The 25,574-nt window shown below is 67.4% G+C and carries 21 protein-coding genes and 1 tRNA gene; 18 read left to right on the top strand and 4 right to left on the bottom strand.

Going from position 1 to position 25,574, the window contains the following annotated elements; all coding sequences use genetic code 11:
- Nucleotides 1–27 precede the first annotated feature (27 nt).
- The 17 genes from ruvC (at nt 28) to OY559_RS15515 (ending at nt 17,281) form a co-directional block, all read left to right on the top strand.
- Nucleotides 28–549 (top strand): crossover junction endodeoxyribonuclease RuvC, encoded by a 522-nt coding sequence (gene ruvC, locus OY559_RS15595; protein WP_277727126.1) that lies wholly within the window; start codon nt 28–30, stop codon nt 547–549.
- A gap of 196 nt (nt 550–745) precedes the next feature.
- A complete protein-coding gene (gene ruvA, locus OY559_RS15590; RefSeq protein ID WP_277727125.1) occupies nt 746–1,333 on the top strand; it encodes a Holliday junction branch migration protein RuvA in 588 nt (195 codons plus the stop codon).
- Nucleotides 1,334–1,454: 121 nt separating this feature from the next.
- The gene (locus OY559_RS15585) at nt 1,455–3,314 is read left to right on the top strand and encodes a potassium transporter Kup (RefSeq protein WP_277730027.1); all 1,860 of its coding nucleotides are present in this window, start codon (nt 1,455–1,457) and stop codon (nt 3,312–3,314) included.
- Between the two features lie 56 nt (nt 3,315–3,370).
- On the top strand, nt 3,371–4,411 hold the full coding sequence (gene ruvB / locus OY559_RS15580; RefSeq protein ID WP_277727124.1) for a Holliday junction branch migration DNA helicase RuvB: 1,041 nt from the start codon (nt 3,371–3,373) through the stop codon (nt 4,409–4,411).
- A gap of 51 nt (nt 4,412–4,462) precedes the next feature.
- On the top strand, nt 4,463–4,918 hold the full coding sequence (ybgC, locus tag OY559_RS15575; RefSeq protein ID WP_277727123.1) for a tol-pal system-associated acyl-CoA thioesterase: 456 nt from the start codon (nt 4,463–4,465) through the stop codon (nt 4,916–4,918).
- A 39-nt stretch (nt 4,919–4,957) separates the two neighbouring features.
- A complete protein-coding gene (gene tolQ / locus OY559_RS15570; RefSeq protein ID WP_277727122.1) occupies nt 4,958–5,731 on the top strand; it encodes a protein TolQ in 774 nt (257 codons plus the stop codon).
- A 12-nt stretch (nt 5,732–5,743) separates the two neighbouring features.
- Complete coding sequence (locus OY559_RS15565) at nt 5,744–6,187, top strand: ExbD/TolR family protein (RefSeq protein ID WP_277727121.1); 444 nt, start codon at nt 5,744–5,746, stop codon at nt 6,185–6,187.
- Nucleotides 6,177–7,211 carry a cell envelope integrity protein TolA gene (gene tolA, locus OY559_RS15560; protein ID WP_277727119.1) on the top strand — a complete coding sequence of 345 codons (1,035 nt, stop codon included), beginning with the start codon at nt 6,177–6,179 and terminating at the stop codon, nt 7,209–7,211. Before OY559_RS15565 ends, tolA begins: the two co-directional genes overlap by 11 nt.
- Nucleotides 7,212–7,297: 86 nt before the next feature.
- Nucleotides 7,298–8,605 (top strand): Tol-Pal system beta propeller repeat protein TolB, encoded by a 1,308-nt coding sequence (gene tolB, locus OY559_RS15555; protein WP_277727117.1) that lies wholly within the window; start codon nt 7,298–7,300, stop codon nt 8,603–8,605.
- A 58-nt stretch (nt 8,606–8,663) separates the two neighbouring features.
- On the top strand, nt 8,664–9,179 hold the full coding sequence (gene pal / locus OY559_RS15550) for a peptidoglycan-associated lipoprotein Pal (RefSeq protein ID WP_277727115.1): 516 nt from the start codon (nt 8,664–8,666) through the stop codon (nt 9,177–9,179).
- 15 nt (nt 9,180–9,194) lie between these two features.
- Nucleotides 9,195–10,028, top strand: a complete 834-nt coding sequence (gene ybgF / locus OY559_RS15545; RefSeq protein ID WP_277727113.1) for a tol-pal system protein YbgF — start codon at nt 9,195–9,197, stop codon at nt 10,026–10,028.
- A gap of 60 nt (nt 10,029–10,088) precedes the next feature.
- A complete protein-coding gene (gene queE / locus OY559_RS15540) occupies nt 10,089–10,772 on the top strand; it encodes a 7-carboxy-7-deazaguanine synthase QueE (protein ID WP_277727112.1) in 684 nt (227 codons plus the stop codon).
- A 153-nt stretch (nt 10,773–10,925) separates the two neighbouring features.
- Nucleotides 10,926–11,591 carry a 7-cyano-7-deazaguanine synthase QueC gene (gene queC / locus OY559_RS15535; protein ID WP_277727111.1) on the top strand — a complete coding sequence of 222 codons (666 nt, stop codon included), beginning with the start codon at nt 10,926–10,928 and terminating at the stop codon, nt 11,589–11,591.
- Nucleotides 11,592–11,665: 74 nt separating this feature from the next.
- Nucleotides 11,666–11,741, top strand: a tRNA-Lys gene (locus OY559_RS15530).
- A gap of 61 nt (nt 11,742–11,802) precedes the next feature.
- Nucleotides 11,803–12,915: a PLP-dependent cysteine synthase family protein gene (locus OY559_RS15525; RefSeq protein ID WP_277727110.1), complete on the top strand. Its 1,113-nt coding sequence runs from the start codon at nt 11,803–11,805 to the stop codon at nt 12,913–12,915.
- Between the two features lie 24 nt (nt 12,916–12,939).
- Nucleotides 12,940–14,967, top strand: a complete 2,028-nt coding sequence (locus OY559_RS15520) for a M3 family metallopeptidase (RefSeq protein WP_277727109.1) — start codon at nt 12,940–12,942, stop codon at nt 14,965–14,967.
- 133 nt (nt 14,968–15,100) lie between these two features.
- The gene (locus OY559_RS15515) at nt 15,101–17,281 is read left to right on the top strand and encodes a glycoside hydrolase family 3 N-terminal domain-containing protein (protein WP_277727108.1); all 2,181 of its coding nucleotides are present in this window, start codon (nt 15,101–15,103) and stop codon (nt 17,279–17,281) included.
- On the opposite strand, the gene OY559_RS15510 is transcribed toward OY559_RS15515, so the two are convergent.
- From OY559_RS15510 to OY559_RS15495, 4 genes are all read right to left on the bottom strand, one after another.
- Entirely contained in the window at nt 17,278–17,730 is a 453-nt protein-coding gene (locus tag OY559_RS15510) for a hypothetical protein (RefSeq protein ID WP_277727107.1), read from the bottom strand. The genes OY559_RS15515 and OY559_RS15510 overlap by 4 nt on opposite strands.
- A gap of 102 nt (nt 17,731–17,832) precedes the next feature.
- Nucleotides 17,833–19,626 carry a DNA helicase RecQ gene (gene recQ, locus OY559_RS15505; RefSeq protein ID WP_277727106.1) on the bottom strand — a complete coding sequence of 598 codons (1,794 nt, stop codon included), beginning with the start codon at nt 19,624–19,626 and terminating at the stop codon, nt 17,833–17,835.
- A gap of 350 nt (nt 19,627–19,976) precedes the next feature.
- Nucleotides 19,977–20,261: a hypothetical protein gene (locus OY559_RS15500; RefSeq protein ID WP_277727104.1), complete on the bottom strand. Its 285-nt coding sequence runs from the start codon at nt 20,259–20,261 to the stop codon at nt 19,977–19,979.
- Between the two features lie 542 nt (nt 20,262–20,803).
- Nucleotides 20,804–21,358, bottom strand: a complete 555-nt coding sequence (locus tag OY559_RS15495; protein WP_277727102.1) for a Dps family protein — start codon at nt 21,356–21,358, stop codon at nt 20,804–20,806.
- Nucleotides 21,359–21,448: 90 nt separating this feature from the next.
- Here OY559_RS15495 and hrpA point away from each other — a divergent pair, with 90 nt between their 5' ends.
- Nucleotides 21,449–25,573: an ATP-dependent RNA helicase HrpA gene (hrpA, locus tag OY559_RS15490; RefSeq protein WP_277727100.1), complete on the top strand. Its 4,125-nt coding sequence runs from the start codon at nt 21,449–21,451 to the stop codon at nt 25,571–25,573.
- Nucleotide 25,574: the final 1 nt, after the last annotated feature.

The following is a 25,574-nucleotide window of genomic DNA, read 5'->3' as shown; positions in this document are numbered from 1 at the left end:
ACGGGTGATGGCGGGCCATCACGTCCCGTGACCCGCATCCTCGGCATCGACCCGGGTTCGCAGCGTACCGGCGTGGGCATCATCGACGTGGATGCGGCGGGCAAGACCACGCACGTCTATCATGCGCCGCTGGTGCTGCTGGGGGCCGACGACTTCCCGCAGCGGCTGCGCCGCCTGCTGGATGGCCTGGCCGACATCATCACCACCTGGCAGCCGGACGAAGTGGCGATCGAGAAGGTGTTCATGGCACGCAACCCCGATTCGGCATTGAAGCTGGGGCAGGCGCGCGGCGCCGCCATCAGCGCGGTCGTACTGCGCGACCTGCCAGTGCACGAGTACGCGGCCAAGGAAGTGAAGCTGGCCGTGGTCGGCCGCGGCAGTGCCGAGAAGGGCCAGATCCAGCACATGGTCGGGATCATGCTGAACCTGCATGGCAGGTTGCAGGCCGACGCCGCCGATGCGCTGGCGGTCGCCATCACCCACGCGCACGTGCGCGCCACGGCCAAACGGCTGGGCGTGAGTTCGCAATTGGCCTGGAGCAGGAAATGATCGGTCGGCGTTCGCTGAGCGAGCCTCTCTCCCGGCGGGAGAGGGGTTGGGGTGAAGGCAGCCGAGGTCCGGATGATCGAGGACTCATGCGGCAGGCCGCGCTCCGCTGTTCGCCGCGATGGACCCGGTTCGGCCCTCATCCGGCGCGTCGCGCCACCTTCTCCCGGTGGGAGAAGGGCAACGCAGGAGTTTCTCCATGATCGGACGTCTTCGCGGCATCCTGGCGTACAAGTCGCCGCCGTGGCTGGTGATCGACGTGGGCGGCGTGGGCTATGAGCTCGAAGCCCCGATGAGCACGCACTACGACCTTCCCGACGTGGGTCGCGAGGTACTGCTGTTCACCCACTACGCACAGAAGGAAGACAGCGTGTCGCTGTACGGCTTCCTGCGCGAAGGCGAGCGCAGGTTGTTCCGCGACGTGCAGAAGGTCAGTGGCGTGGGCGCGAAGATCGCGCTGGCGGTGTTGTCCGGCGCCAGCGTGGACGAATTCGCGCGCATGGTGCAGGCCGGCGACATCACCGCGCTCACGCGCATCCCCGGCATCGGCAAGAAGACCGCCGAGCGCATGGTGGTGGAACTGCGCGACCGCGCGGCCGACCTGATGGGCACCGGCGTAGGCGGCATCAGTGCGCTGCCGGCCGATCCGCAGTCCGAAGCCACCATCGCGCTGCAGCAGCTGGGGTACAAGCCAGCGGAAGCGACCCGCATGGCGCGCGACGCGACGGCCGCGGGCGACGATGCCGCCACGATCATCCGCAAGGCCCTGCAGTCCGCATTGCGCTGATCGCGGCTTTAGAGCACCCCTTCACTCACCGAGCGCTACCCTCCCGGCCGCCATGTCCAGCCCTTCCTCTTCCCATACCGACGCCGGCAACACCGGGCAGCACGGTCATTCGCAAGCGGGCATGGCTGCCCTGGTGGCCGGTGCCGTCGGCGTGGTGTTCGGCGACATCGGCACCAGCCCGCTGTACACGATCAAGGAGATGTTCCATCCGCACTTCGGCCTGACGCCGGACGCGGACACCGTGCGCGGGCTGCTGTCGCTCGGCTTCTGGTCGCTGCTGCTGGTGGTCACGCTGAAGTACGTCATCGTCATCATGCGCGCCGACAACGACGGCGAGGGCGGCATCATGGCGCTGACGGCGCTGGCGCAGCGCAGCCTGACCAAGGGCTCGCGGCTGAGCTACACGGTGGGCATCCTCGGCATCTTCGGCGCGGCGCTGTTCTTCGGCGACGGCATGATCACCCCGCCCATCACGGTGCTGGGTGCGGTGGAAGGCCTGGAAGTGGTCTCACCCGTGTTCAAGCAGTGGGTCGTGCCGATCAGCCTGGTGATCCTGACCGGCCTGTTCGCGTTCCAGCGCTTCGGTACGGCGAAAGTGGGCAAGGCGTTCGGTCCGGTGATGATCACCTGGTTCATCGTGCTGGCCGGCTTCGGCATCTACAACATCGCGCAAAACCCCTCGGTACTGGCCGCGCTCAACCCTTACTGGGCCTGGCATTTCTTCGTCACCCACGACTGGCACGCGGTGCTGATCCTCGGTGCGGTGGTGCTGACCGTGACCGGTGGCGAGGCGCTGTATGCCGATATGGGCCACTTCGGCAAACGCCCCATCCGCTGGGGCTGGTTCGCTTTCGTGCTGCCTGCGCTGGTGCTGAACTATTACGGCCAGGGCGCGGTGCTGCTGAAGCATCCGGAAGCCGTGGCCAATCCGTTCTACATGTCGATCCCGGAGTGGGCGCAGATTCCCATGCTGGTGCTGGCGACCACGGCGGCGGCGGTGGCGTCGCAGGCGGTGATCACGGGCGCGTTCTCGGTGACGCGCCAGGCCATCCAGTTGGGTTACCTGCCGCGCCTGCACATCAAGTACACCTCGAAGGACACGATCGGCCAGATCTATGTGCCGTCGATCAACCTGATGCTCTACCTGGCGGTGATCGTGCTGGTGCTGAGCTTCCAGAGTTCCGGTGCGTTGGCCACGGCCTACGGTCTGTCGGTCACGGGCACCATGCTCATCGACACGTTGTTGCTGGCGATCGTGGCCTATACGCGCTGGCCGGATTCCCGCAAATGGGTGCTGCCGCTGTGTGGCGTGTTCCTGGTGATCGACCTGGCCTTCCTGTTCGCCAACGGCGCCAAGCTGGTCACCGGCATCGGCGCATGGGTGCCGCTGTTCATCGGCATCACCGCCTTCACCATGATGCGTACCTGGCGCCGCGGCCGCGAACTGCTGCATGGCGAAGTGCAGAAGGAAGGCATCCGCCTGGACACCTTCCTGCCTGGCCTGATGCTGGCGCCGCCCGTGCGCGTGCCCGGCACGGCGATCTTCCTGACGGCGGACAAGGGCGTGGTGCCGCACGCGTTGCTGCACAACCTGAAGCACAACAAGGTGCTGCACGAGCGCAACGTGTTCCTCACGGTCGAGACGCTGACGGTGCCTTATGCGCCGAAGAAGAAACGGCTGAAGATCGAGCCGATCGGCGATGATTTCTATCGCGTGGTGATCAGCTACGGTTTCGCCGAGACGCCCGACGTGCCGCAGGCGCTGATGGGTTCCTGCGACCAGGGGGGCGTGTACTTCGACCCGATGGAGACCACGTATTTCGCCAGCCGCGAAACCATCGTGGCCGCGCGCCACGGCGGCATGCCGGTGTGGCGCGACAAGCTGTTCGCCGTCATGCACCGCAATGCCGCGCCCGCGACCGGCTTCTTCCGCATTCCCGGCAACCGGCTGGTGGAACTGGGCGCACAGGTCGAAATCTGACCGGTGCGGCGCGGGAAAGATGAAGCATGGCGGGCGGTTTCACGCATAATCCCCGCATGACCGCAGACCGCATCATCACCTCGTCCGCCACGCGCGAAGACGAGGCCATCGAGGCCAGCATCCGCCCCAAGCGGCTGGACGAGTACCTGGGCCAGAAGCCGGTCCGGGAGCAGTTGGACATCTACATCCAGGCGGCGAAGGGTCGTGGTGAGGCGCTCGACCATGTGCTGATCTTCGGGCCGCCGGGGCTGGGCAAGACCACCTTGAGCCATGTCATCGCCAACGAACTGGGCGTGAACCTGCGCTCCACGTCCGGCCCGGTGATCGAGAAGGCGGGCGACCTCGCCGCGCTGCTGACCAACCTGCAGCCGCATGACGTGCTGTTCGTCGACGAGATCCATCGCCTGTCGCCTGTGGTCGAGGAAGTGCTGTATCCGGCGATGGAGGATTTCCAGATCGACATCATGATCGGCGAGGGACCTGCCGCGCGGTCGATCAAGCTGGACCTGCCGCCCTTCACCCTGATCGGCGCCACCACGCGCGCCGGCCTGCTGACCGCGCCGCTACGCGACCGCTTCGGGATCGTGCAGCGCCTGGAGTTCTACACGCCGGACGAACTCACCCGCATCGTGCAGCGCTCGGCCCGCATCCTGGGCATGGATTGCGTGCCGGAAGGGGCAGGGGAAATCGCCCGTCGCGCACGTGGCACCCCGCGCATCGCCAACCGGCTGCTTCGTCGCGTGCGCGACTACGCGCAGGTCAAGGCCAACGGCCACATCGACGTCGACGTGGCGCGCGCCGCGATGCAGATGCTGAAGGTGGACCCGGAGGGCTTCGACGAACTCGACCGCCGCATGCTGCGCACCATCGTGGACAACTTCGATGGCGGCCCGGTGGGCGTGGAGTCGCTGGCGGCCGCACTGAGCGAGGAGCGCGGCACGCTGGAGGACGTCATCGAACCCTATCTGATCCAGCAGGGCTTCCTGGTGCGCACCGCGCGCGGCCGCATGGCCACCCGCAAGGCCTACCTGCACCTCGGGCTGACGCCGAAAGGCCGCGTGCCCGAAGCGAGCGATGTTCCCGACGAGCTCTTCTGACGGCAACTGGTTTCAGGATGGTATGCACGACAACGTGCGGGAGCGCATGCTTTGACGACTGATTCGACGACGATCGCCGGGGATTCGGCTCCGTTCATCTTTCCGACACGCGTCTATTGGGAAGATACCGATGCCGGTGGCGTGGTGTACCACGCGCAGTACGTCGCTTTCCTGGAGCGGACCCGAACCGAATGGTTGCGGGCCCGTGGATACGCCCAGGAACAACTGCGCCAGACCCACGACCTGGTGTTCGCCGTCCGAGCGATGCGCCTGGATTTCCTGCGCCCCGCCCGGTTGGACGATCTGCTGCAGGTGAGCGCGCGCATCCACCAATGCAAGCGGGCCAGCGTGGTCTTCGCCCAGTCCATCGAGCGGAGTGGCGAAGTGCTGCTGACCGCCGAGGTGAAAGTCGCCGCGCTCAGCGCCTCGGGTTTCAGACCCGTTGCGCTGCCCGAGGCGTTGTATGAGGAATTCCGCCGGCTCGAGACACCGGGCCGATCGCTCTAACCCGATACGCAACACGAACCGAGACTCGAGGAACAACGGATGATCGCAACGCTGCTGGCCTTCCAGGACACCGTGGTGGAGGCGTTGCCGCCGGAGACCGCTGCCGCTGCCGCCGAGGCTTCCGCCGCCACGGTGCACAGCGGGATCAACTACATCAATCTGATGCTCAAGGCGAGCCTGCCGGTCCAGTTGATCGTGCTGCTGCTGTTGGCCGGGTCGTTGATCAGCTGGGTGATCATTTTCCGCAAGGCACGCGTGTTCAAGACCGCCAACCGCGACGCCGACGAGTTCGAGGGCCGGTTCTGGTCCGGCGCTGAACTGCACAAGCTGTATGCCGGCGCCGCGGACCGCAACCGCGTGGTGACCGGTCTTGAAGCAATCTTCGAAGCGGGTTTCCGCGAATTCACCCGCCTGCGCGACAAGCGCGGCCTCGACGGGCGCGCGCAACTGGAAGGCGCGCAGCGCGCCATGCGCGTGACCTACACGCGCGAAGTCGACCAGCTCGAACGCAACCTCGAACTGCTGGCGAACATCGGCTCCACTGCGCCTTACGTGGGCCTGGTCGGCACCGTGTTCGGCATCATGGTGACCATGCACGACATGCTCAACAGCGGTGAGCAGGCGGGCATCGCGGCCGTCGCCCCGGGCATCTCGGAAGCGCTGTTCGCGACTGCCATCGGCCTGTTCGTGGCGATTCCCGCCGTGTGGGCCTACAACCGCTTCACCACCCGCGTCGAGCGGCTGTCGGTGCGTTACGAGAGCTTCGCCGAGGAGTTCAGCTCCATCCTGCAGCGCCAGAATTCGGCCGAGTAAGCGGAGCCCACCATGGCCGGAAGCATCTTCCATCGCAAGCGGCGCAAGCTGAAATCCGAGATCAACGTCGTGCCCTACATCGACGTGATGCTGGTGCTGCTGATCATCTTCATGGTGACTGCGCCACTGCTGACGTTGAGCGTGGACGTGAAGCTGCCGTCGTCCAACGCGAAGGCGGTGGAAACGCGCAACGAGCCGGTAATCGTCATTGCCTACCCCGACGGCCGCTATGGCCTGAAGTTGCCCGAAGCCAAGCAGCCGGAAGTGCTGGACGCGGCGGCGCTCGAAGCCAAGGTCGCGGCGATCCGCGCGCAGCAGGGCGATGAGCTCCGCATCATGGTCGCGGCGGAAGGCGCAGCGCCGTACCAGAAGGTGCTCGACGCGATGGATGTGCTGCGGCGCGCGAAGGTCGGCAATGTCAGCCTGATGACCAACGCGGGTGGCAATGCACGCTGAAGTCCTCCAGCGCCAGCGGCCCGTGCAGGACGAGGGGCTGGGCAGGGCGGTGGCGTGGGCCATCGGCCTGCACGTGCTGTTGCTCGTGCTGCTGCTGGTGTCGCCGTTCCTGACCTGGGACCGCGATCGTCTCAATGCCGCAGGTTCCGAGGCGATGGAGGCAACGCTGGATGTGTCCGCCGCTGACCAGCGCGCAGTCGAGCGTGCACTCGACTTCCAGCCAGAGCCGATGCCCGAGCCCGTGCAGGAACCCGCACCGGAAGACACCGTTCCGCCGCCGCAACCGATCCCCGAGCCCGCGCCGCAGGATGCGCCGGTCGAACGGCAGGTGCAGGCGCAGGAGCGCGTGGTGGTCCCGGACGATGTGGACCAGGACGAAGCCCGCCGCGACGCCATCTCCCAGGAGACGGCGCGACAGGAACAGGAAGCCAAGCGGCGCCAGGAGCAGATCGACCTGACCGAGCGCAAGCGCCAGGAGCAGGCCGAGCAGCAGCGCCGCCTGGCCGCGCAGCAGGAAGAGGAGCGCCAGAAGCGCGTGGCGACCGAAGCCCAGCAGAAGGCCGCGGCAGACCAGAAGCGATTGGAGGAAATCCGGCGCCAGCGCGCGCAAGCCGCACGCGAAGCACAGCTGGCCGAGCAGAAGCTGCGCCAGCTCGCGGATGCGCGGGCCCGCCAGGCAGCGGCGTCGGCCACGCCTGCCGCAAGCAGTGGTCAGGCAGCGGGCGTGGCGGGTGCCGCATCTGGCCCCTCGCAGGGCGAGTGGGTGGGGGCGATGGTCGCCGCCATCGAGCGCCAGTGGGTGCGCCCGCCCAACGTGAGCTCAGGCCAGATCTGTCCGATCCGCATCAAGATGCTGCCCGGCGGCGAGGTGATGTCGGCGGAAGTGCAGCCCAGCTGTCCCTATGACCAGGCGGCGCGCGACAGTGTGGAACGCGCCGTCCTGAAGGCCAGCCCGCTGCCATATGCGGGTTTCGAGAAAGTGGCGGCCCGCGATTTCGTGGTGCGCTTCCAGCCGTCGAGATGACCCTGTTCAGCCGACGGACGGCAATCTGCCCCTGCTGCTTCCCGAATTCACCTAGATGAAACAAGCCACTGAGTGAGAATCGAGCCATGACGCGACGACTGCTACTCCTGCTGATGTTCCTGGGCTTCTGTGGCCCTGCCATGGCCCAGCAACTCGAGGTCGACCTGATCGGCGGCCGCGAATCCGCCCTGCCCATCACCGTGGTGCCGATGCCCTACCAGGGCAGCGCGGGCATGCCGCCGACGGATGTCTCGGCCGTGGTGCGCGCCGATCTGGAGCGTTCCGGCGCATTCCGCACGCTGCCCGAAGCCAGCATCACCGAGCGCCCGACGCGCGGCGGGGAAATCCAGTACCCGACATGGCGCGCGCTGCGCCAGGACTACATCGTCGTCGGCCGGGTCGTGGACGCGGGCGATGGCGGGTATCGCGTGGAGTACGAACTGTTCGATGTCGCCAAGCAGGAGCGCATGCTCGGTCTGGCGATGACCGCCCGCTCGAATGCCTTGCGTGATGTCGCCCATCAGATGGCCGATGCCATCTACGAGAAGATCCTCGGTGTGCGCGGTGCGTTCTGGACCCGCATCGCCTACGTCACCGCCGCCGGCACCGGCAAGGCCACGCGTTACGCGCTGATGGTGGCGGATTCGGACGGCTTCAATCCGCAGACCGTCGTGCGCTCGGCCGAGCCCCTGCTGTCGCCGTCATGGAGTCCGGACGGCCGGAAGCTGGCCTATGTCAGCTTCGAGAGCGGCAACTCGGCCATCTACATCCAGGACATTTCGACGGGCGCACGCGAGAAGGTCTCCAGCTTCCGCGGCATCAATGGTGCGCCCTCGTTCTCGCCGGATGGGCGCCAGCTGGCACTGACCCTGTCGCGCAGCGGCAATCCCGAGATCTACGTGATGGACCTGGGCAGTCGTTCGCTGCGCCAGCTGACCAACACCTCGGCCATCGATACCGAGCCGGTGTGGAGCCCGGATGGCAGCAGCATCTATTTCACCTCCGACCGCGGTGGCCGCCCGCAGATCTACCGGGTGCCCGCCAGTGGCGGCAGCGCGAGCCGGGTGAGCTTCGATGGCAACTACAACGCCACCGCCAGCGTGTCCTACGACGGCAAGAAGATCGCGGTGGTGCAGGGTGCGGGCAACAACTACCGCATCTCGCTGATGGACAGCAGTCTGGGCGGTGCACGCTGGTCGTCGCTGTCGCCGGGTTCGCTGGACGAATCGCCCAGCTTCGCCCCCAACGCCAGCATGGTGCTGTACGCCGCGCGCGAAGGCGGGCGGGGCGTGCTGTACGCGGTCTCGGCCGATGCGCGCGTACGCCAGCGTCTTGTCGTGGCCAATGCGGATGTGCGCGAGCCGGCGTGGTCGCCGTATCGCACCGCGCGTTAAGTTTCTGTCTACAATGTTTGTCCCCTGACCCCCCCGCTTCACCGACGAAGGAATCACCATGAACAACACCGCCCGTGTTCTGATGCTGTCCCTGATGTCCGTCGCCGTGCTCGCAGGCTGCAAGAAGGCCGTCAAGCCGGAACAGCCGACCGACACCACGACGACGACACCCACCACGCCAACCACGCCGACCACCTCCGGTGTGTATGGACCGAACGACCTGGACACCGACGCCTGCCTGCGCCAGCGCGTGGTGTACTTCGACCTCGACCAGGATGCCCTGAAGCCGGAATTCCAGGCCATCATGGGTTGCCATGCCAAGTACCTGCGTGACCGTCCGTCCTCGCGCATCTCGCTGGAAGGCCATGCCGACGAGCGCGGCAGCCGCGAGTACAACCTGGGCCTGGGCGAGCGTCGCGGCAACGCGGTGAACTCGGCCCTGCAGGCCAGCGGTGGCTCGGCTGCCCAGCTGACCGTGGTCAGCTACGGCGAAGAGCGTCCGGTCTGCACCGACTCCAGCGAATCCTGCTGGTCGCAGAACCGTCGCGTCGAGATCGTGTACACGGCGAAGTAAGCCGTCATCGCCACGATGAGCGTGAAGACGTACATGCTGGTACTGGCGGCGGCCCTCGTGGCCGCCGCTCCCGCCCAGGCGCAGCGCGTCAGCCTGGCCGACCGTGTGGCCGCGCTGGAAGCAAAGGCCAACAACCCACAGCAGAACCTCGATCTGCTCAATCGCATCACCCAGCAGGAATCCGAGTTGCGGACCCTGAGGGCGCAGTTGGAGCAGCTCCAGCACGAGAACGAGCAGCTCAAGCAACGGACCCGCGACCAGTACCTCGACCTGGACGGTCGCCTCAATCGCCTGGAGGGCGGTGCGGCGCCGACGCCGGAGGGCACGACGCCGGTCAGCCCACCCTTGGGCAGCCAGACTCCCGTATCTCCGCCGACCACCGCGTCGGCATCCGCTACGGTAGCGACCACCGAGCAGCCCCCCAGCGTTCATGGCGACATGGGCGCGATGTCCGCTGCCGGCGATGAGCGCACCGCGTACAACGTCGCGTTCGACCGCCTGAAGGCTGGCGAGTACGCCGACGCGGCCCAGCTGTTCACCAGTTTCCTCCAGCTCTATCCCGGCGGCGTGTATGCGCCCAACGCGTTGTACTGGCTGGGCGAGAGCTATTACGTCACCCAGAACTACGCGCTGGCCGCCGACCAGTTCCGTGCCTTGCTGGCGCAGTACCCCACCCACGACAAGGCACCCGGGGCATTGCTGAAGATGGGCCTGTGCGATTACGGCCTGGGCAAATTGCCCGAAGCCGAACGCACCCTCGGTGAGGTCGTCACCAGGTATCCGGGCACCGATGTCGCCCGCACTGCCGACGACCGCCTGCGCGCCATCCAGCTCGGCCGCCTGCGCTGAGGGCACCCCGTCCGGCCCCCCTGGGGGCGCCGGGCCGGCAAGGCGTATCATGCGCACCCCATGAATGACGCCGCCCGCCCCAGCGAGATCGTCCAGTCCCCGCTGGAACGCCTCAAGATCACCGAGATTTTCCTGTCCCTGCAGGGAGAGGCGAATGCGGTCGGCTGGCCCACGGTCTTCGTGCGCCTGACCGGGTGCCCGCTGCGATGCCAGTACTGCGACACGGCCTACGCCTTCCATGGCGGCGAGTGGCGCGAGATCGACGACATCGTGGCCGAGGTTGCCCGCCATGGCGTCCGCCACGTCTGCGTCACCGGTGGTGAACCGCTCTCGCAGAAGCGCTGCCTGCTGTTGCTGCGAAAACTGTGCGACGCCGGCCATGACGTCTCGCTGGAGACCTCCGGCGCCATCGACATCGCCGACGTGGATCCGCGCGTGTCGCGCGTGGTGGACCTGAAGACGCCCGGCTCGAACGAAATGGCGCGCAACCGCTTGGAGAACCTGCCGCTGCTCACCGCGCGCGACCAGGTGAAGTTCGTGCTCTGCGGCCGCGCCGACTACGAGTGGGCGCGCGGCATGCTGGCCGAGCACCGCCTGGCCGAGCGCTGCGATGTGCTGTTCTCGCCCAGCAAGTCCGAACTGGAGCCGCGCGAACTCGCGGACTGGATCATCGCCGATCGCTTGCCGGTGCGCTTCCAGATGCAGTTGCACAAGCTGCTGTGGAACGACGAGCCGGGGCGTTGATCGTTTTCTCCTTCTCCCGGCGGGAGAAGGTGGCGCGGACCGACGGATGAGGGGCGAGCGAAGACGCGGCGCATCACTCTCCGTGGCTTGCGTCACCCCTCACCCCAACCCCTCTCCCGATGGGAGAGGGGCTCATCGCGATACACTTCCCCCATGAAAAACGCCGTCGTCCTTCTCTCCGGTGGCATGGACTCCGCCGTCGTTGTCGCCATCGCCCGTGAGCAGGGTTTCGCCGTGCACGCGCTGAGCGTGCGCTACGGCCAGCGGCACACGTCCGAACTGGATGCCGCCACGCGCGTCGCCCGGTCACTCGGCGCCGTCGCCCACAAGACCGTGCATGTAGACCTGCGCAGTATCGGCGGCTCCGCGCTGACCGACGACATCGACGTGCCCGAAGCCGGCGGCGCGGGCATCCCGGTCACCTACGTGCCCGCCCGCAACACCATCATGCTGTCGGTCGCGCTGGGCTGGGCCGAGGTGCTGGGCGCCAGCGACATTTTCTGCGGCGTCAACGCGGTGGACTACTCCGGCTATCCGGACTGCCGCCCCGAGTTCATCGAAGCCTTCGAGAAGCTCGCCAACCTGGCCACCAAGGCGGGTGTCGAGGGGGCGGGCCTGCGCATCCAGGCGCCGCTGCTGCACATGAGCAAGGCCGATATCGTGCGCGAGGGTGTGCGGCTGGGCGTCGACTTCGCGCAGACCGTGTCCTGCTACCAGGCCGACGGGCAGGGCCGCGCCTGTGGCCACTGCGATGCGTGCCGCCTGCGCGCCGCGGGTTTCGCCGATGCCGGCGTGCCGGACCCCACGCACTACGCGTGAACCGGGCGGGTTTCGCCCCATCGCGGACGATGCGTTAGAATGCGCATCCCGGTGCAAGGCCGGGATGCGTTCCCGGGCCGTTAGCTCAGTCGGTAGAGCAGAAGACTTTTAATCTTTTGGTCGAAGGTTCGAATCCTTCACGGCCCACCACGCACATCCCGCCGCGTCATCATCGCGCCGTATTCGCGTCGGCGCCCGCGAGGAAATCGGCGTGACCACGGCAGCGCGTGACTGGACGGCGCAGGCGATCCAGCGCATCGAAGCGGACTTCAACCGGTCCGCCGATACCCACCTTATCCCGCTGCCGTTGCCTGGTTTTCCCGGCATCGACGTCTACCTGAAGGACGAATCCAGCCATCCGACAGGCAGTCTGAAGCACCGGCTGGCGCGCTCGCTGTTCCTGTACTCGCTGGCGAACGGCTGGCTGCGCGAAGGCGCGCCGGTGATCGAGGCGTCCAGCGGGTCGACGGCCGTGTCCGAAGCCTATTTCGCGCGACTGCTGGGGCTGCCGTTCATCGCGGTCATGCCGTCGTCCACGTCGCCGGACAAGATCGCCGCGATCCAGTTCCAGGGCGGTCGCTGCCATCTGGTCGAGGAGGCGGGCGCGATCAACGCCGTGTCGCGGCAACTCGCGCGCGAGACCGGTGGCCATTTCATGGACCAGTTCACCTATGCCGAACGCGCCACCGACTGGCGTGCGAACAACAACATCGCCGAATCGATCTTCAAGCAGATGGAGGCCGAGCCGCACCCGGTCCCGGCATGGATCGTCTGCAGCCCGGGCACCGGCGGCACCAGTGCCACGCTGGGGCGTTACGTGCGCTACCGCCGGCATCCGACGCGCGTGCTGTGCGCGGACCCTGAGCATTCGGTGTTCTTCGACCAGTACCGGGGCGCGTGCGGGGGCTGCGATGACACCACGCTGACCTGCGGGCGCGGCTCCGGCATCGAAGGCATCGGTCGCCCTCACTGCGAACCGAGCTTCATCCCGGCCTGCATCGACGCCATGCTCAAGGTGCCGGATGCGCTGAGCCTGGGCGCCATGCGCCATGTCAGCGCCGTGCTGGGGCGGCGCGTGGGCGGATCGACCGGCACCAATTTCGTCGGCATCCTCGCGGCCGCCGCGCGCATGCGCGATGAAGGCCTGGCCGGTTCCATCGTCAGCATCCTGTGCGACAGCGGTGAACGCTACGCGCACAGCTACTACAACCGGGACTGGTATCTGGAGCGCGGCATCCCCATCGTGGAGAGCGACGATGCCATCGCCGCCGCCGTTGCCGGACGCGGGCTGCCCCCGCTGGCACAGGCCGACTGGCCGAACTGATCTCCCATTACAGAAGGTATTCCCATGACCAATCCGTTGCTCGACTTCTCAGGCCTGCCGCGTTTCGACGCGATCCGGCCGGAGCACATCGCGCCTGCCATCGACCAGTTGCTGGCCGAGGCCGATGCGGCCGTGAAAGGGGCGGAAGCCGTTGCCCCCGTGACGTGGGATGCGTTCGTCGTGCCGCTGGATGACGCCACCGAGCGCCTGGCCCGCGCCTGGAACCAGGTGACGCACCTGGAAGCGGTGGCGAATACCCCCGCGCTTCGCAGCGCCTACAACACCCAGTTGCCCAAGGTGACGCGCTTCTGGAGTGCACTAGGGCAGAACCTGGCGCTGTTCCGCCAGTACCGCGCTTTGGCGGACGCGCCCGAGGCGGCGCAGTACGACGAGGCGCGCCGCAAGGTGCTGGACAACGCGCTGCGTGACTTCCGTCTGGGCGGCGCGGAGTTGCCGGACGCGCAGAAGAAACGCTTTGCCGAAGTGAAGGAGGAGCTCGCAGGCCTGTCGGCGACGTTCTCGCAGAACGTGCTCGATGCCACCGACGAGTACGAATTCTGGATCAAGGACAAGCAGCACCTCGGAGGCCTGCCGGCAGACGTGGTGGCCGCTGCGCGCGCCGCAGCCAAGGCCGACGACGAGCCGGGCTGGAAGTTCACCCTGCAGATGCCGTGCTACCTGCCGGTTCAGGCCTATGCGGATGACCGCGCGCTGCGCGAGACGCTGTACCACGCCAACGCCGTGCGCGCATCGGAGCTGGCCGACAATGCGGCGCTGGACAATTCCACGCTGATCGATCGCATCCTCGCGTTGCGCGCGGAACTGGCCACGCTGCTCGGCTTCGGCAGTTATGCCGAATACTCGCTCGCGACCAAGATGGCCGATACGCCCGACGAGGTGCTGCAGTTCCTGCGCGACCTCGCCGCACGCGCCAAGCCGCATGCGCAGCGCGACCGCGAGGAGCTGGAGGTCTTCGCACGCGGGCAGCTCGGCCTGGAAGCCGTCGAAGCCTGGGACCTGGCCTACGCCAGCGAGAAACTGAAGCAGGCGCGTTACAGCTTCTCCGCGCAGGAGGTGAAGCAGTACTTCACCGAGCCGGCGGTGCTGGCGGGCCTGTTCGGCGTGATCGGCGACCTGTATGGCCTGCGCGTCGAACAGGACCAGGCGCCGACCTGGCATCCCGACGTTCGCTTCTACCGCCTGATCGATGGCGACGGCACGCTGGTGGGCCAGTTCTATCTCGATCTTTACGCCCGCGAGGGCAAGCGGGGTGGCGCATGGATGGACGACTGCCGCAACCGTCGCGATACCGCCCGTGGCGCACAGACGCCGATCGTCTATCTGGTCTGCAATTTCGGCAAGGGCATGGACGGCAAGCCGGCCACGTTCAGCCACAACGACGTGACCACGCTGTTCCACGAGATGGGCCACGGCCTGCACCAGCTGCTCACGCAGGTGGGCGAACTGGGCGTCGCCGGCATCAATGGCGTGGAATGGGATGCGGTGGAACTGCCCAGCCAGTTCATGGAGAACTTCTGCTGGGAGTGGGAGCGCGTGCAGGCGATGACCGCGCACGTGGATACCGGTGAGCCCCTGCCGCGCGCGCTGTTCGACAGGATGGTCGAAGCCAAGAACTACCAGAGCGGCATGGCCACCGTGCGCCAACTGGAGTTCGGTCTGTTCGACATGCAGCTGCACAGCGGCTTCGATGCTGCCTCCGACAGCGTGCTGGCACTGCTGGATCGCGTGCGCGGAGAAGTGGCGGTGAACCACCCGCCGGCGTGGAATCGCTTCCCCCACCAGTTCAGCCACATCTTCGCCGGCGGCTACGGGGCGGGCTACTACAGCTATAAATGGGCCGAGGTGCTCAGTGCCGATGCCTACGCGGCCTTCGAGGAGGCGCCGGCCCAGGTTGCCGACACCGGGGCGCGGTTCCGCCATGAAGTCCTGGCGCGCGGCGGCAGCCGCAGTGCGGCCGAGAATTTCCGTGCCTTCCGCGGCCGCGCGCCGCGCATCGACGCCTTGTTGCGGCACTCCGGCATGGCGGGCTGAGCCGGTGGAATGCGGCCCGGGACGCCTTGGCGAAGGTGGCCAGGGCAGGGGTGGGTGGCGGGTTTGACCATGACTGTAAACGTTTTCATAATGGCTCCCCCGTAACACCCGCGCTCCCGGGAGGATCGCTTACATGCCGCATCAGCGAAGGATCGAGGGCCTGATCGCCGACATGACGCTGGAGGAGAAGGTCGGCCAACTTGGCGCGTTCGCCGACGCACTGCGGCCGTTCGCCTTCGAGGTCAATCCGGAAACCTTCGCGCGCGATGCCGAGCAGGTGCGCGAGCAGATCCGCAGCGGTCGCGTGGGCGCGCTGTTCAACGGAGTGGGTGTGGCGGAAGGACGCGAAGCACAACGCATCGCGGTGGAGGAGAGCCGGCTCGGTATTCCACTGCTGCTCGGCGCCGACGTGATCCATGGCATGCGCACTGTCTTCCCGATTCCGCTGGGCGAAGCCGCCAGCTTCGAACCGGACCTGGCCGAACGCACCGCGCGCGCGACCGCCAGGGAAGCCACCGCCGCCGGCATCCACTGGACGTTCGCACCGATGGTCGACATCGCACGTGACCAGCGCTGGGGCCGCGTCGCGGAAACCTCCGGCGAAGACGTCCATCTGTCGTGCGAACTCGCGGCAGCGCGGGTGCGCGGCTTCCAGGGCACCGACCTGACCGCCCCCGATTCGCTGCTGACCACGCCCAAGCACTTCGCCGCCTATGGCGCCATCTCCGCGGGCCTGGACTACAACTTCGTCGACATGGCGCCGCAGACCCTGCGCGACGTGCACCTGCCGCCGTTCAAGGCCGCCATCGACGCGGGCGCGCTGACGCTGATGAGTTCGTTCAACGACATCAACGGCGTGCCGGCCTCGGCCAACCGCGAATTGCTGACCGACATCCTGCGCGGCGAATGGAAGTTCGAGGGCTTCGTGGTCTCCGACTACACCTCGGACCTGGAATTGATCGCGCATGGTTACGCCAGCGACGAAGCCGATGCCGCGCAGAAGGCGCTGTCGGCCGGCCTGGACATGAGCCTGCAGAGCGGCATCTACGCTGGCCATGTCGCCGCGCTGGTCGAGCAGGGCCAGCTGACGATGGCCGAAGTGGACGAGGCCGTGCGGCGCGTATTGCACGTGAAGGCCGCCGTCGGCCTGTTCGACGATCCCTATCGTTGCCTGGACGCGGAACGCGAAGCCGACCAGTCGCACATCCCCGTGCACGATGCGCTGGCACGCGACTGCGCACGGCGCTCCATCGTGTTGCTCAAGAACGATGACGATCTCTTGCCGCTGAAGAAGTCCGGCCAGCGCATCGCGCTGATCGGTCCGTTCGCGCAGGACACCGCCAACCTCGGTGGCTGCTGGAACATCTTCGGCGACGCCTCGCGCATGGTGGACCTGGAGACCGGCCTGCGCGCTGCTCTGGACGAGCCGTCATCGCTGGTGGTCGCGACGGGCAGTGGCATCGAGGAAGTGATCGACGGTGGCATCGATGCCGCGGTCGCCGCCGCGCGCCAGGCCGACGTCGTGCTGCTGGCCGTGGGCGAGCCGCACGAGTTTTCCGGCGAAGCGCAGTCGCGCACGCAGATCGTGCTGCCCGCCCCGCAGCAGGCGCTGGCGGAAGCGGTGGCCGCCACCGGCACGCCGGTCGTTGTGCTGCTTCGCAATGGCCGTGCGCTGGCACTGGAGGGCGCGGTGCGCGATGCGCAGGCGATCCTGGTGACCTGGTTCCTCGGCACGCAGACCGGGCCGGCGGTGGCCGATGTGGTGTTCGGCGACTACGGCCCGTCCGCGCGTTTGCCGGTGAGCTTCCCGCAGGATGCAGGCCAGCAGCCGTATTTCTACAACCATCCCGCCAGCGGACGTCCCAACGTGCCCGGCACGCCCCGCGCCTTCCAGACGCGCTGGCGCGAGGTGACGCATGCCGCGCTGTATCCGTTCGGTCACGGCTTGTCGTACACGCGCTTCGACTACGGCGTGCCGCAGCTCAGCACCGGGGCGCTCGGCTGGGACGACACGCTGACCATCCGCACCCGCATCACCAATGCAGGCACGCGCGAGGGGGAAGAAGTGGTGCAGCTCTACCTGCGCGACCGTACCGCCAGTCGCGTGCGGCCAGTGCGCGAATTGAAGCGCTTCCGCAAGATCACGCTGGCAGCGGGCGAATCGCAGGACGTGGAGTTCACTCTGGCCCGTGCCGACGTGGAATTCCACGGGGTAGACAACCGTCCGGTGGCCGAGCCCGGCCTGTTCGACCTGTGGGTGGCGCCCTCGAGCGCCGTTGGCGAGGCGGTAAATTTCGAACTGCTGCCGCGTTAGCGGCGCGGCGTGCCGCGCATCATCGGCCCGCCGGGATAGGCATCGTAGGGCCCGTAGTAGCCGCCGGGACCGTCATAGCGGTCGACGTTGATGTTGAAATTGAACGTGCGCGGCTCGCCTTCGTCGTTGTACGTGGTCTTGCACAGGTTGAGGTTGACCGCGTTGTAGGTGCTGCGGCCGTGCCCTTTGCTGTAGCCGATGCCGGTGGTCACGCTGCCCGAGACGCCGTCACCGTCGTCATCGCCGTACCAGACGCAGGGATCGACGGGCGCGTCGGGTGCCGTCGATTTCGGTCGCGTCGGCCGGGTGTCGCCGTACCAGGTGCCGGGTGGGTCCTTGGCATAGGCCGCTGCCTGCGGCAGGCTGAGGTCCAGCGCCTCCGCGTTCGACTGCGCCCAGGCGGGCACGGTGGTCAGCAGGGCCAGCAGCGCGAGGGGCAGGGTCTTCATGGGGAATCCCGGAGCGGTGGTGCGCCGGATGGCGCACCTGCATGGAACCTAACAGCCGTGGATTGAATGCCGGCTGATGGCGGCGGCCGGCGGTCGGGAACTTCAGCCGGCCGTCGCCAGCGCCTCCAGCACGCGCTGCCCATAACGCTCCAGCTTGGCGCCGCCGATGCCGCCCACCCGGCCCAGTTCGTCCAGGGTGGCGGGCTGCAGTTCGGCGATGTTGCGCAGGGTGCTGTCGTGGAAGATCACGTAGGCCGGCACATTCTGCTCGCGCGCCAGCTGCGCGCGCAGGTCGCGCAACAGCTGGAAGCGCGGCAGGTCGGCGGCCTCGACCGCCAGCCCGCTGCGGGGGCCTCGATCCCGCTCGCGGCGCTCGCGCTGTTCCTTGCGAAGCTGCAGGCGCCGCTCACCCCGCAGCACGGCGCGGCTGCCCTCGGTCAGGCGCAGGCTGCCGAACTCTGCCTCCACTTCCAGCAGGCCGCAGGCCACCAGTTGGCGGAACACGCTGCGCCAGGTGGTCGCGTCCAGGTCCTTGCCGATGCCGTAGGTGGTCAGGTGTTCGTGGCCGCACTGCTGGATGCGCTCGCTCTGGCTGCCGCGCAGCACGTCGATCACGTGGTTCACGCCGAAGCGCTGGCCGCTGCGGTACACGCAGCTCAGCGCCTTCTGGGCCGCCTCGGTGGCATCCCAGGTCTCGGCCGGGCTGAGGCAGTTGTCGCAGTTGCCGCACTCGTGCGGATAGGTTTCGCCGAAGCCGGCCAGCAGCACCTGGCGCCGGCACTGGGTGGATTCGCAGTAACCCAGCAACTGGTCCAGCTTGCGCCGCTCCAGCCGCTTGCGCTCCTCGCCAGCCTCGGACTGCTCGATCATCTGTTTCAGCAGCACCACGTCGCCAAGCCCGTAGCAGAGCCACGCTTCGGCGGCCTCGCCATCGCGGCCGGCGCGGCCGGTTTCCTGGTAGTAGCCCTCCATCGATTTGGGCAGGTCCATGTGCGCGACGAAGCGCACGTCCGGCTTGTCGATGCCCATGCCGAAAGCGATCGTCGCCACCATGACGATGCCGTCCTCGCGCAGGAAGCGGCGTTGGTTGTGCGCGCGCACGCCGGCATCCAGCCCGGCGTGGTAGGGCAGCGCATTGAAGCCTTGTTCGGCCAGGTAGTCGGCGAACTGCTCGACCCGCTTGCGCGACAGGCAGTAGACGATGCCGGCCTCGCCCTTGTGCTTGCGCAGCATGTCGCGCAGCTGGTGCCGGGCGTTGTCCTTCTGCACCACGGTGTAGCGGATGTTGGGGCGGTCGAACGAGCTGACGAACTTCTCGGCGTCCACCAGGTTCAGCCGCTCGGCGATCTCGCGCTGGGTGGGCGGGTCGGCGGTGGCGGTCAATGCGATGCGTGGCACGTCCGGCCAGCGTTCGTGCAGCAGGGCCAGTTCCAGGTATTCGCGGCGGAAGTCGTGACCCCAGGCGGAGACGCAGTGCGCCTCGTCGATGGCGAACAGGGCGATCCGGCTGCGGTCCAGCAGTGACAGGAAGCGGCCGGTCAGCAGGCGTTCCGGCGCCACGTACAGCAGGTCCAGTTCGCCATTGAGCAGCGCCTGTTCGACCTGCACGGCTTCGGCGGCCTCCAGCGAGGAGTTCAGGAATGCGGCGCGCACACCCAGTTGGCGCAGCGCGTCCACCTGGTCCTGCATCAGCGCGATCAGCGGCGAGACGACGATGCCGGTGCCTTCGCGCAGCAGCGCGGGCACCTGGTAGCACAACGACTTGCCGGCGCCCGTGGGCATGAGCACCAGGGCGTCGTGGCCGGCGGCGAGGTGTTCGACGATGGCCTGCTGGTGACCGCGGAAGGCGCTGTAACCGAAGACGCGCTGCAGTGTTTCGAGGGCGGGGGACGACATGGGCACAGGATACCGCGACCGGGTGCGGCGGCCGGGGTATCTGGTGTCGGGAGCGGTCGGAAACGGGCGTGCCGTAGGGTAGGAATTCATCCGGGTTTGAGCGGGACAAGATCAAGCCCCATCTCCCTGCGGCGACAGAAGGAAGTCCCTGTGGGAGAGAAGGGTTGGGGTGAGGGGCAAAGGAGTCAGCCAGCCCCGATAAACCGGCGGCCTGACAACATCCGCGATTCATTGAAAGCGCTAATTCGCGATGAACCTGTTGCGTGCATCTTTGGAGCGGGTCTGCTTGAGGCCGGGCATGGTGCCGCTCGCCGCGGGGGCATTCTTTCTTTGCTTGTGCAAAGAAAGAATCAAAGAAACACACCCCAGGCGGCACGCCCTCCGCGCTGCGCGCTCCGGGTCCGCGAATGGTCCGGGAATTTTCGCAAGGCACATCCCTGTGCCATACGAAAACGCCGCCGTCCATGGCGGCGCCCTTCGGGTTTTACCCGGCCCACTCGCCGTGCCTCATGGGGACCCAAAAGCAACTGCGACAGCAACAGCAACAGCAACAGCAACAGCAACAGCAACAGCAACAGCAACAGCAACAGCAACAGCAACAGCAACAGCAACAGCAACAGCAACAGCAACAGCAACAGCAAAGCACTGCGTACGGATGAGTCCGACGCAGCATCGGGGCCCCTGAGGTCCGGCAGTCACGGTGGGTAAAACCCCAACGGGGCGGCGCACAGGACGTGCGCCGTTTTCGTATGGGCCAGGATGGCCCTTACGAAAATTCCCGCCGGGACTGCGCACCCGCCGCTTGCGGCGGGCGGACCGCCGGGGTGTGCTTTCTTTGCCTACTTTCTTTGCACAAGCAAAGAAGCGCTCTTCAACAGCCGAATGGCTGGTCAAGTAGGGCCCCCGCGGCGAGCGGCACCATGCCCGACCTCAAGCAGACCCGCCCCAAAGATGCACGCAACAGGTTCATCGCGAATTAGCGCTTTCAATGAATCGCGGATGTTGCCAGGCCGCCGGTTTATCGGGGCTGGCTGACGCCGTTGGCCCTCACCCCAACCCTTCTCTCCCACAGGGACTTCCTTCTGTCGCCGCAGGGAGAGGGGCTTCAAGGGGCCCGGCAGCAAGACGCCCGGACCAGCCGGGCGTCTCGCGCTTCACTTCACTCGGACGCCGCTTATTACTGCAGCAGCGAACGCAGCATCCAGGCGTACTTCTCGTGCGTCTGCAGGCGCTGGGTCAGCAGATCCTCGGTCGGTGCATCGTCGGCGTCGTCGGCGATGTCCAGCACCTTGCGCGCCGTGCGGCACACCGCCTCGTTGCCGATCACCAGCTGGCGGACCATCTCGCGCCAATCGGCGCTGTCGCTCAGGCCCGGCTCCTCGGGGATCGAGGTCAGGCCGACGAACTCGCGGTACGAACCCGGCGCGTTGAACCCCAGCGCGCGGATGCGCTCGGCGATCTCGTCCAGCGCCGTCCACTGCTCGGTGTACTGCGTCTCGAACATCGTATGCAGCGAATTGAACATCGCGCCGGTGATGTTCCAGTGGAAATTGTGGGTCTTCAGATACAGCGTGTAGCTGTCGGCCAGGAACCGCGACAGGCCGTCGGCGATCTTCTTGCGTTCGCCGCCGCTGATCCCGATATCGATGTTCGGCGCCGACGGGGCCGATGCGAGCGGCGCGGTGACGGGCGCGGCCTTGGTTTTGGCGGGCTTGGTCTTCGGCTTGGCCATGCGGATTCTCCTGAGGGTGGGTTGAGACGGCACAATAGACACACTAGAACATGTGGCGTGAGCAAATAGTTTCAAGCGCTTGCTGTAAAGATGACGACTTCCCGCGATCCTTCCCCTGCCAGCCCAGACCGTGCCGCCCTCGAACAGGCGCGGCGGTCGCTCGACCGTGCCCTGAGCCGCGACCGCGGCCGCCTGCATGGCCTGTGGTCGCGCTGGCAGGGCAAGCCGGCCGACGCCGGCGTGCGGCAGGCGTTCGAGCAGGCATTGGCGGCATCTATCGCCATCCGCGAGCGCCGCCTGTCGACGGTACCGACGGTGACGCTGGACGAGTCGCTGCCCATCGCCCGCGAAGGCGAACGCATCGTCGAACTGATCCGCCAGCACCAGGTGGTGGTGATCGCCGGCGAAACCGGGTCCGGCAAGACCACCCAGCTGCCCAAGCTGTGCCTGGCCGCCGGGCGCGGCGTGGCCGGCATGATCGGCTGCACCCAGCCGCGCCGGATCGCCGCGCGCGCGGTGGCACGGCGGGTGGCCGAGGAATTGAAAAGCGAGGTCGGCCGCGCTGTCGGCTTCCAGGTGCGCTTCAACGACCAGGTCGGCGAGGACACCCACATCAAGTTCATGACCGACGGCATCCTGCTGGCGGAAATCGCCAGCGACCGCTGGTTGTCAGCCTACGACACGATCATTGTCGACGAAGCGCACGAGCGCAGCCTCAACATCGACTTCCTGCTCGGCTACCTGAAGCAGCTGCTGCGCAAGCGCCGCGACCTGAAGGTCATCGTCACCTCGGCCACCATCGACACCGGGCGCTTCGCCAGGCACTTTGACGATGCGCCGGTGATCAGCGTGGAAGGCCGCACCTATCCGGTGGAAGTACGTTACCGGCCGCTCGAAGGCGAGGGCGATGGTAGCGAAGAGGACCGTGCCGGCGACCGCACCGTCAACGACGCCATCGTCGGCGCTGTCGACGAGATCACCCGGCTGGATGCGCGCGGTGACGTGCTGGTCTTCCTGCCCGGCGAACGCGAGATCCGCGATGCCCACCAGGCGCTGGAGCGGCGCAAGTACCGGCAGACCGAAGTGCTGCCGCTGTATGCGCGCCTGTCCAACCAGGACCAGGACCGCGTGTTCAGCCCGGGACCCAGCCGTCGGATCGTACTGGCAACCAACGTGGCCGAGACCTCGCTGACCGTGCCGCGCATCCGCTATGTGGTCGATCCAGGCTTCGCCCGCGTCAAGCGCTACAGCCCGCGCAACAAGCTCGACCGCCTGCATATCGAACCTGTCTCGCAGGCCAGCGCCAACCAGCGCAAGGGCCGCTGCGGACGCATCGCCGAAGGCATCTGCTACCGCCTGTATGCCGAAGCCGATTTCCAGGCGCGCGCCGAGTTCACCGATCCTGAAATCCGCCGATCCAGCCTGGGCGGCGTGATCCTGCGCATGTTGCAGCTCGGACTGGGTCGCATCGAGGACTTCCCGTTCCTCGAAGCGCCGGACGAACGCGCAGTGGCCGATGGCTGGCAGCAGCTGACCGAACTGGGTGCGATCGACAGCGAGCGGCGCATGACCTCCATCGGCAGGCAGATGGCGCGGCTGCCGGTGGACGTAAAACTCGCACGTATGCTGGTGGCCGCGCAGGCCGCGGGCTGCCTGCGGCCGATGCTGGTGACCGCGTCGTTCCTGGGCATCCAGGATCCGCGCGAGCGTCCGGCCGACGCGCGCGGCGCGGCGGACACCGCGCACGCCCAGTTCGCCGATGGTCGCTCCGAGTTCGTCGGTGTCCTGCGCCTGTGGGATGCCTATCGGCAGGCGCACGAGGACCTGACCCAGTCGAAGCTGCGCGACTGGTGCGGCCGCCATTTCCTGGGCTTCCTGCGCATGCGCGAATGGCGCGAGCTGCATCGGCAGCTGCGCCTGCTGTGCGAGGAACTGGGCTGGAAGGAAGAAGACGCCAATGTTTCGATGGCGCCCCTTCTCGACGGCAGCCGTGCGCCACCGGTCGTGCGCGATGACACCGCCGCCGCGGTGAAGGCGACGCGCGGTCAACTGCACCGCGCCGCGCGTCTGGCGCGGGAAGGCAAGACCGAGTTGGCGCCTGCACCCGTCGCCGCGCGCGCGCAGATGGACCAGACGCAGACCGGTGGTTACAGCGAGCGCCAGCGCGCCAGCGCGTACCAGACCCTGCACCGCGCGCTGGTCGCCGGTCTGCCCACGCAGATCGGCCATCGCACGGAGAAGGGCGATTTCCAGGCGCCGCGGCAACGCCGCTTCCTGCCATTCCCGGGTTCGACATTGTCCAAGCGACCGCCGCCGTGGCTGCTGGCGGCCAACCTGCTGGACACGCAGAAGGTGTGGGGCATGACCCTGGCCGCGATAGAACCGGACTGGGTGATCGCCGAACTGCCGCACCTGCTGCTGCGCAGGCATTTCGATCCGCACTGGTCGCGCGCGCAGGGGCAGGTGCTGGCCTCCGAGCAGATCAGCCTGTTCGGGCTGGTGCTGGCGCCGAAAAAGCCGGTGCACTACGGCCGCATCGCGCCGGGGGAAGCGCACGACATCTTCGTGCGGCAGGGCCTGGTCACCGGCGAGATCAACACGCGCGCCGCGTTCGTGGCCGACAACCTGAAGACGCTGGAACACGCCCGCGAGGAAGAAGCCAAGCTGCGCCGTGCCGGCCTGGTGGCCGATGAGGACTGGCAGGCGCGCTGGTACCTCGACCGCGTGCCGTCCGACATCCATTCCGCCGCCGGCCTGGATGCGTGGTGGAAGGCGCTGCCGGCGGACAAGCGCCGTGCACTGCACTGGTCACTGGTGGACCTGCTGCCGGGCGAGGGCAGCGAGGAGGACCGGTTCCCGAAATACTTCGCGCTCGGCGATGCGCACTTGCCGCTGCACTACAGGTTCGAACCGGGTGCGGCCGATGACGGCGTGACGCTGGAAGTGCCATTGCATCTGCTCAATGCACTGGACCCGGCGCGGCTGTCGTGGCTGGCACCGGGCTTCGTCGCCGACAAGGCGTCAGGCCTGATCCGCAGCCTGCCCAAGGCGATGCGGCGCAATTACGTGCCGGCGCCGGATTTCGGGCGTGCATTCTTCGAAGCCTTTCCGAAGCCCGTCGCCGACGACATGCGCGGCGAACTCGCGCGCTTCCTGTCGCGTGCCACCGGCGTGGCCGTCACCGCCCTCGATTTCGACGAGGCTGCGTTGGAGCCGCACCTGCGCATGAACCTGCGCCTGCGCGAAGACCCGCGCGGGGGCGGTGAAGGTCGCGTGCTGGCCGAGTCGCGCGATCTTGACGCCTTGCGTGCGCGCTTCGGCGATCGTGCCGGACAAGCGTTCGCCGCGCGTGCCGGCCGTGAGATGGCGGCGACCGGCCTGCATGATTTTCCGGCGCAGCCGATTCCGCTGCAGGTGCCGGGCGAGGCCGGCGTACCTGCTTACCCCGCATTGCGTGATGACGGCGACAGCGTGGCCCTGCACGTCTTCGCCGATCGGGCCCAGGCGCAGGCCGCGCATCCGCTGGGCGTGCGGCGACTGCTGGAGTTCGCCCTGGCCGACAAGGTGAAGCAGGCGCGCAAGCAGTTGCCGGTGTCGCCGAAGACCGGCTTGCTGTATGCCAGCATCGAATCGCAGGAGCGCCTGCGCGGCGACATCGTCGATGCGGCGATCAATGCGGTGCTGGCCGAGGGCCTGGAGGCGATCCGCGACCGCGCGGCCTTCGGGCAACGGCGCGACGAGGCGGGCAGGCGCCTGTTCGGCGAGGCGATGGAACGCCTGAAGCTGGCGGACGCCATTCTTTCCGCGGTGGCGGAGCTGAAGCCGCAACTGGACGCGCCGCTGATGGGGTGGGCGCGCGGCAATCTGGATGACCTGCGCGAGCAACTGGCGGCGCTGGTGCGTCCCGGCTTCCTGCGCGAGACGCCCGCCGATGCACTGGCGCAGCTGCCGCGTTATCTGAAAGCGATGACGCTGCGCGCCGAACGTGCCAAACGCGATCCGGCGCGCGACCAGGCACGGATGCTTGAGCTCAAGCCTTTCGTGGACGCCTTGCAGGGCGCCTATGCGTCCGGTGTGGCGCACGATGCCGGCTGGCAGGCGTTGCGCTGGGAACTGGAGGAACTGCGGGTGTCCGTGTTCGCGCAGGAACTCGGCGCGCGCGCGGGCGTATCGCCGAAGAAGCTCGCGCAGCGCCTGCAGGCGCTGCGCGGTTGAC

Source organism: Pseudoxanthomonas sp. SE1 (genome assembly GCF_029542205.1).
Lineage (GTDB): Bacteria > Pseudomonadota > Gammaproteobacteria > Xanthomonadales > Xanthomonadaceae > Pseudoxanthomonas_A.
The sequence above is the reverse complement of the archived record's forward strand: the minus strand, read 5'-3'. Positions and strand labels throughout refer to the sequence as shown.

Bases quoted from the DNA above. Each gene is read 5' to 3' on its own strand.
- queE (WP_277727112.1), top strand. From the start codon at position 10,089: ATGAATGACGCCGCCCGCCCCAGCGAGATCGTCCAGTCCCCGCTGGAA.
- ruvA (WP_277727125.1), top strand. From the start codon at position 746: ATGATCGGACGTCTTCGCGGCATCCTGGCGTACAAGTCGCCGCCGTGG.
- ruvB (WP_277727124.1), top strand. From the start codon at position 3,371: ATGACCGCAGACCGCATCATCACCTCGTCCGCCACGCGCGAAGACGAG.
- OY559_RS15565 (WP_277727121.1), top strand. From the start codon at position 5,744: ATGGCCGGAAGCATCTTCCATCGCAAGCGGCGCAAGCTGAAATCCGAG.
- queC (WP_277727111.1), top strand. From the start codon at position 10,926: ATGAAAAACGCCGTCGTCCTTCTCTCCGGTGGCATGGACTCCGCCGTC.
- tolQ (WP_277727122.1), top strand. From the start codon at position 4,958: ATGATCGCAACGCTGCTGGCCTTCCAGGACACCGTGGTGGAGGCGTTG.
- tolA (WP_277727119.1), top strand. From the start codon at position 6,177: ATGCACGCTGAAGTCCTCCAGCGCCAGCGGCCCGTGCAGGACGAGGGG.
- tolB (WP_277727117.1), top strand. From the start codon at position 7,298: ATGACGCGACGACTGCTACTCCTGCTGATGTTCCTGGGCTTCTGTGGC.
- OY559_RS15510 (WP_277727107.1), bottom strand. From the start codon at position 17,730: ATGAAGACCCTGCCCCTCGCGCTGCTGGCCCTGCTGACCACCGTGCCC.
- pal (WP_277727115.1), top strand. From the start codon at position 8,664: ATGAACAACACCGCCCGTGTTCTGATGCTGTCCCTGATGTCCGTCGCC.
- OY559_RS15585 (WP_277730027.1), top strand. From the start codon at position 1,455: ATGGCTGCCCTGGTGGCCGGTGCCGTCGGCGTGGTGTTCGGCGACATC.
- OY559_RS15515 (WP_277727108.1), top strand. From the start codon at position 15,101: ATGCCGCATCAGCGAAGGATCGAGGGCCTGATCGCCGACATGACGCTG.
- OY559_RS15495 (WP_277727102.1), bottom strand. From the start codon at position 21,358: ATGGCCAAGCCGAAGACCAAGCCCGCCAAAACCAAGGCCGCGCCCGTC.
- recQ (WP_277727106.1), bottom strand. From the start codon at position 19,626: ATGTCGTCCCCCGCCCTCGAAACACTGCAGCGCGTCTTCGGTTACAGC.
- OY559_RS15520 (WP_277727109.1), top strand. From the start codon at position 12,940: ATGACCAATCCGTTGCTCGACTTCTCAGGCCTGCCGCGTTTCGACGCG.
- ybgF (WP_277727113.1), top strand. From the start codon at position 9,195: ATGAGCGTGAAGACGTACATGCTGGTACTGGCGGCGGCCCTCGTGGCC.
- hrpA (WP_277727100.1), top strand. From the start codon at position 21,449: ATGACGACTTCCCGCGATCCTTCCCCTGCCAGCCCAGACCGTGCCGCC.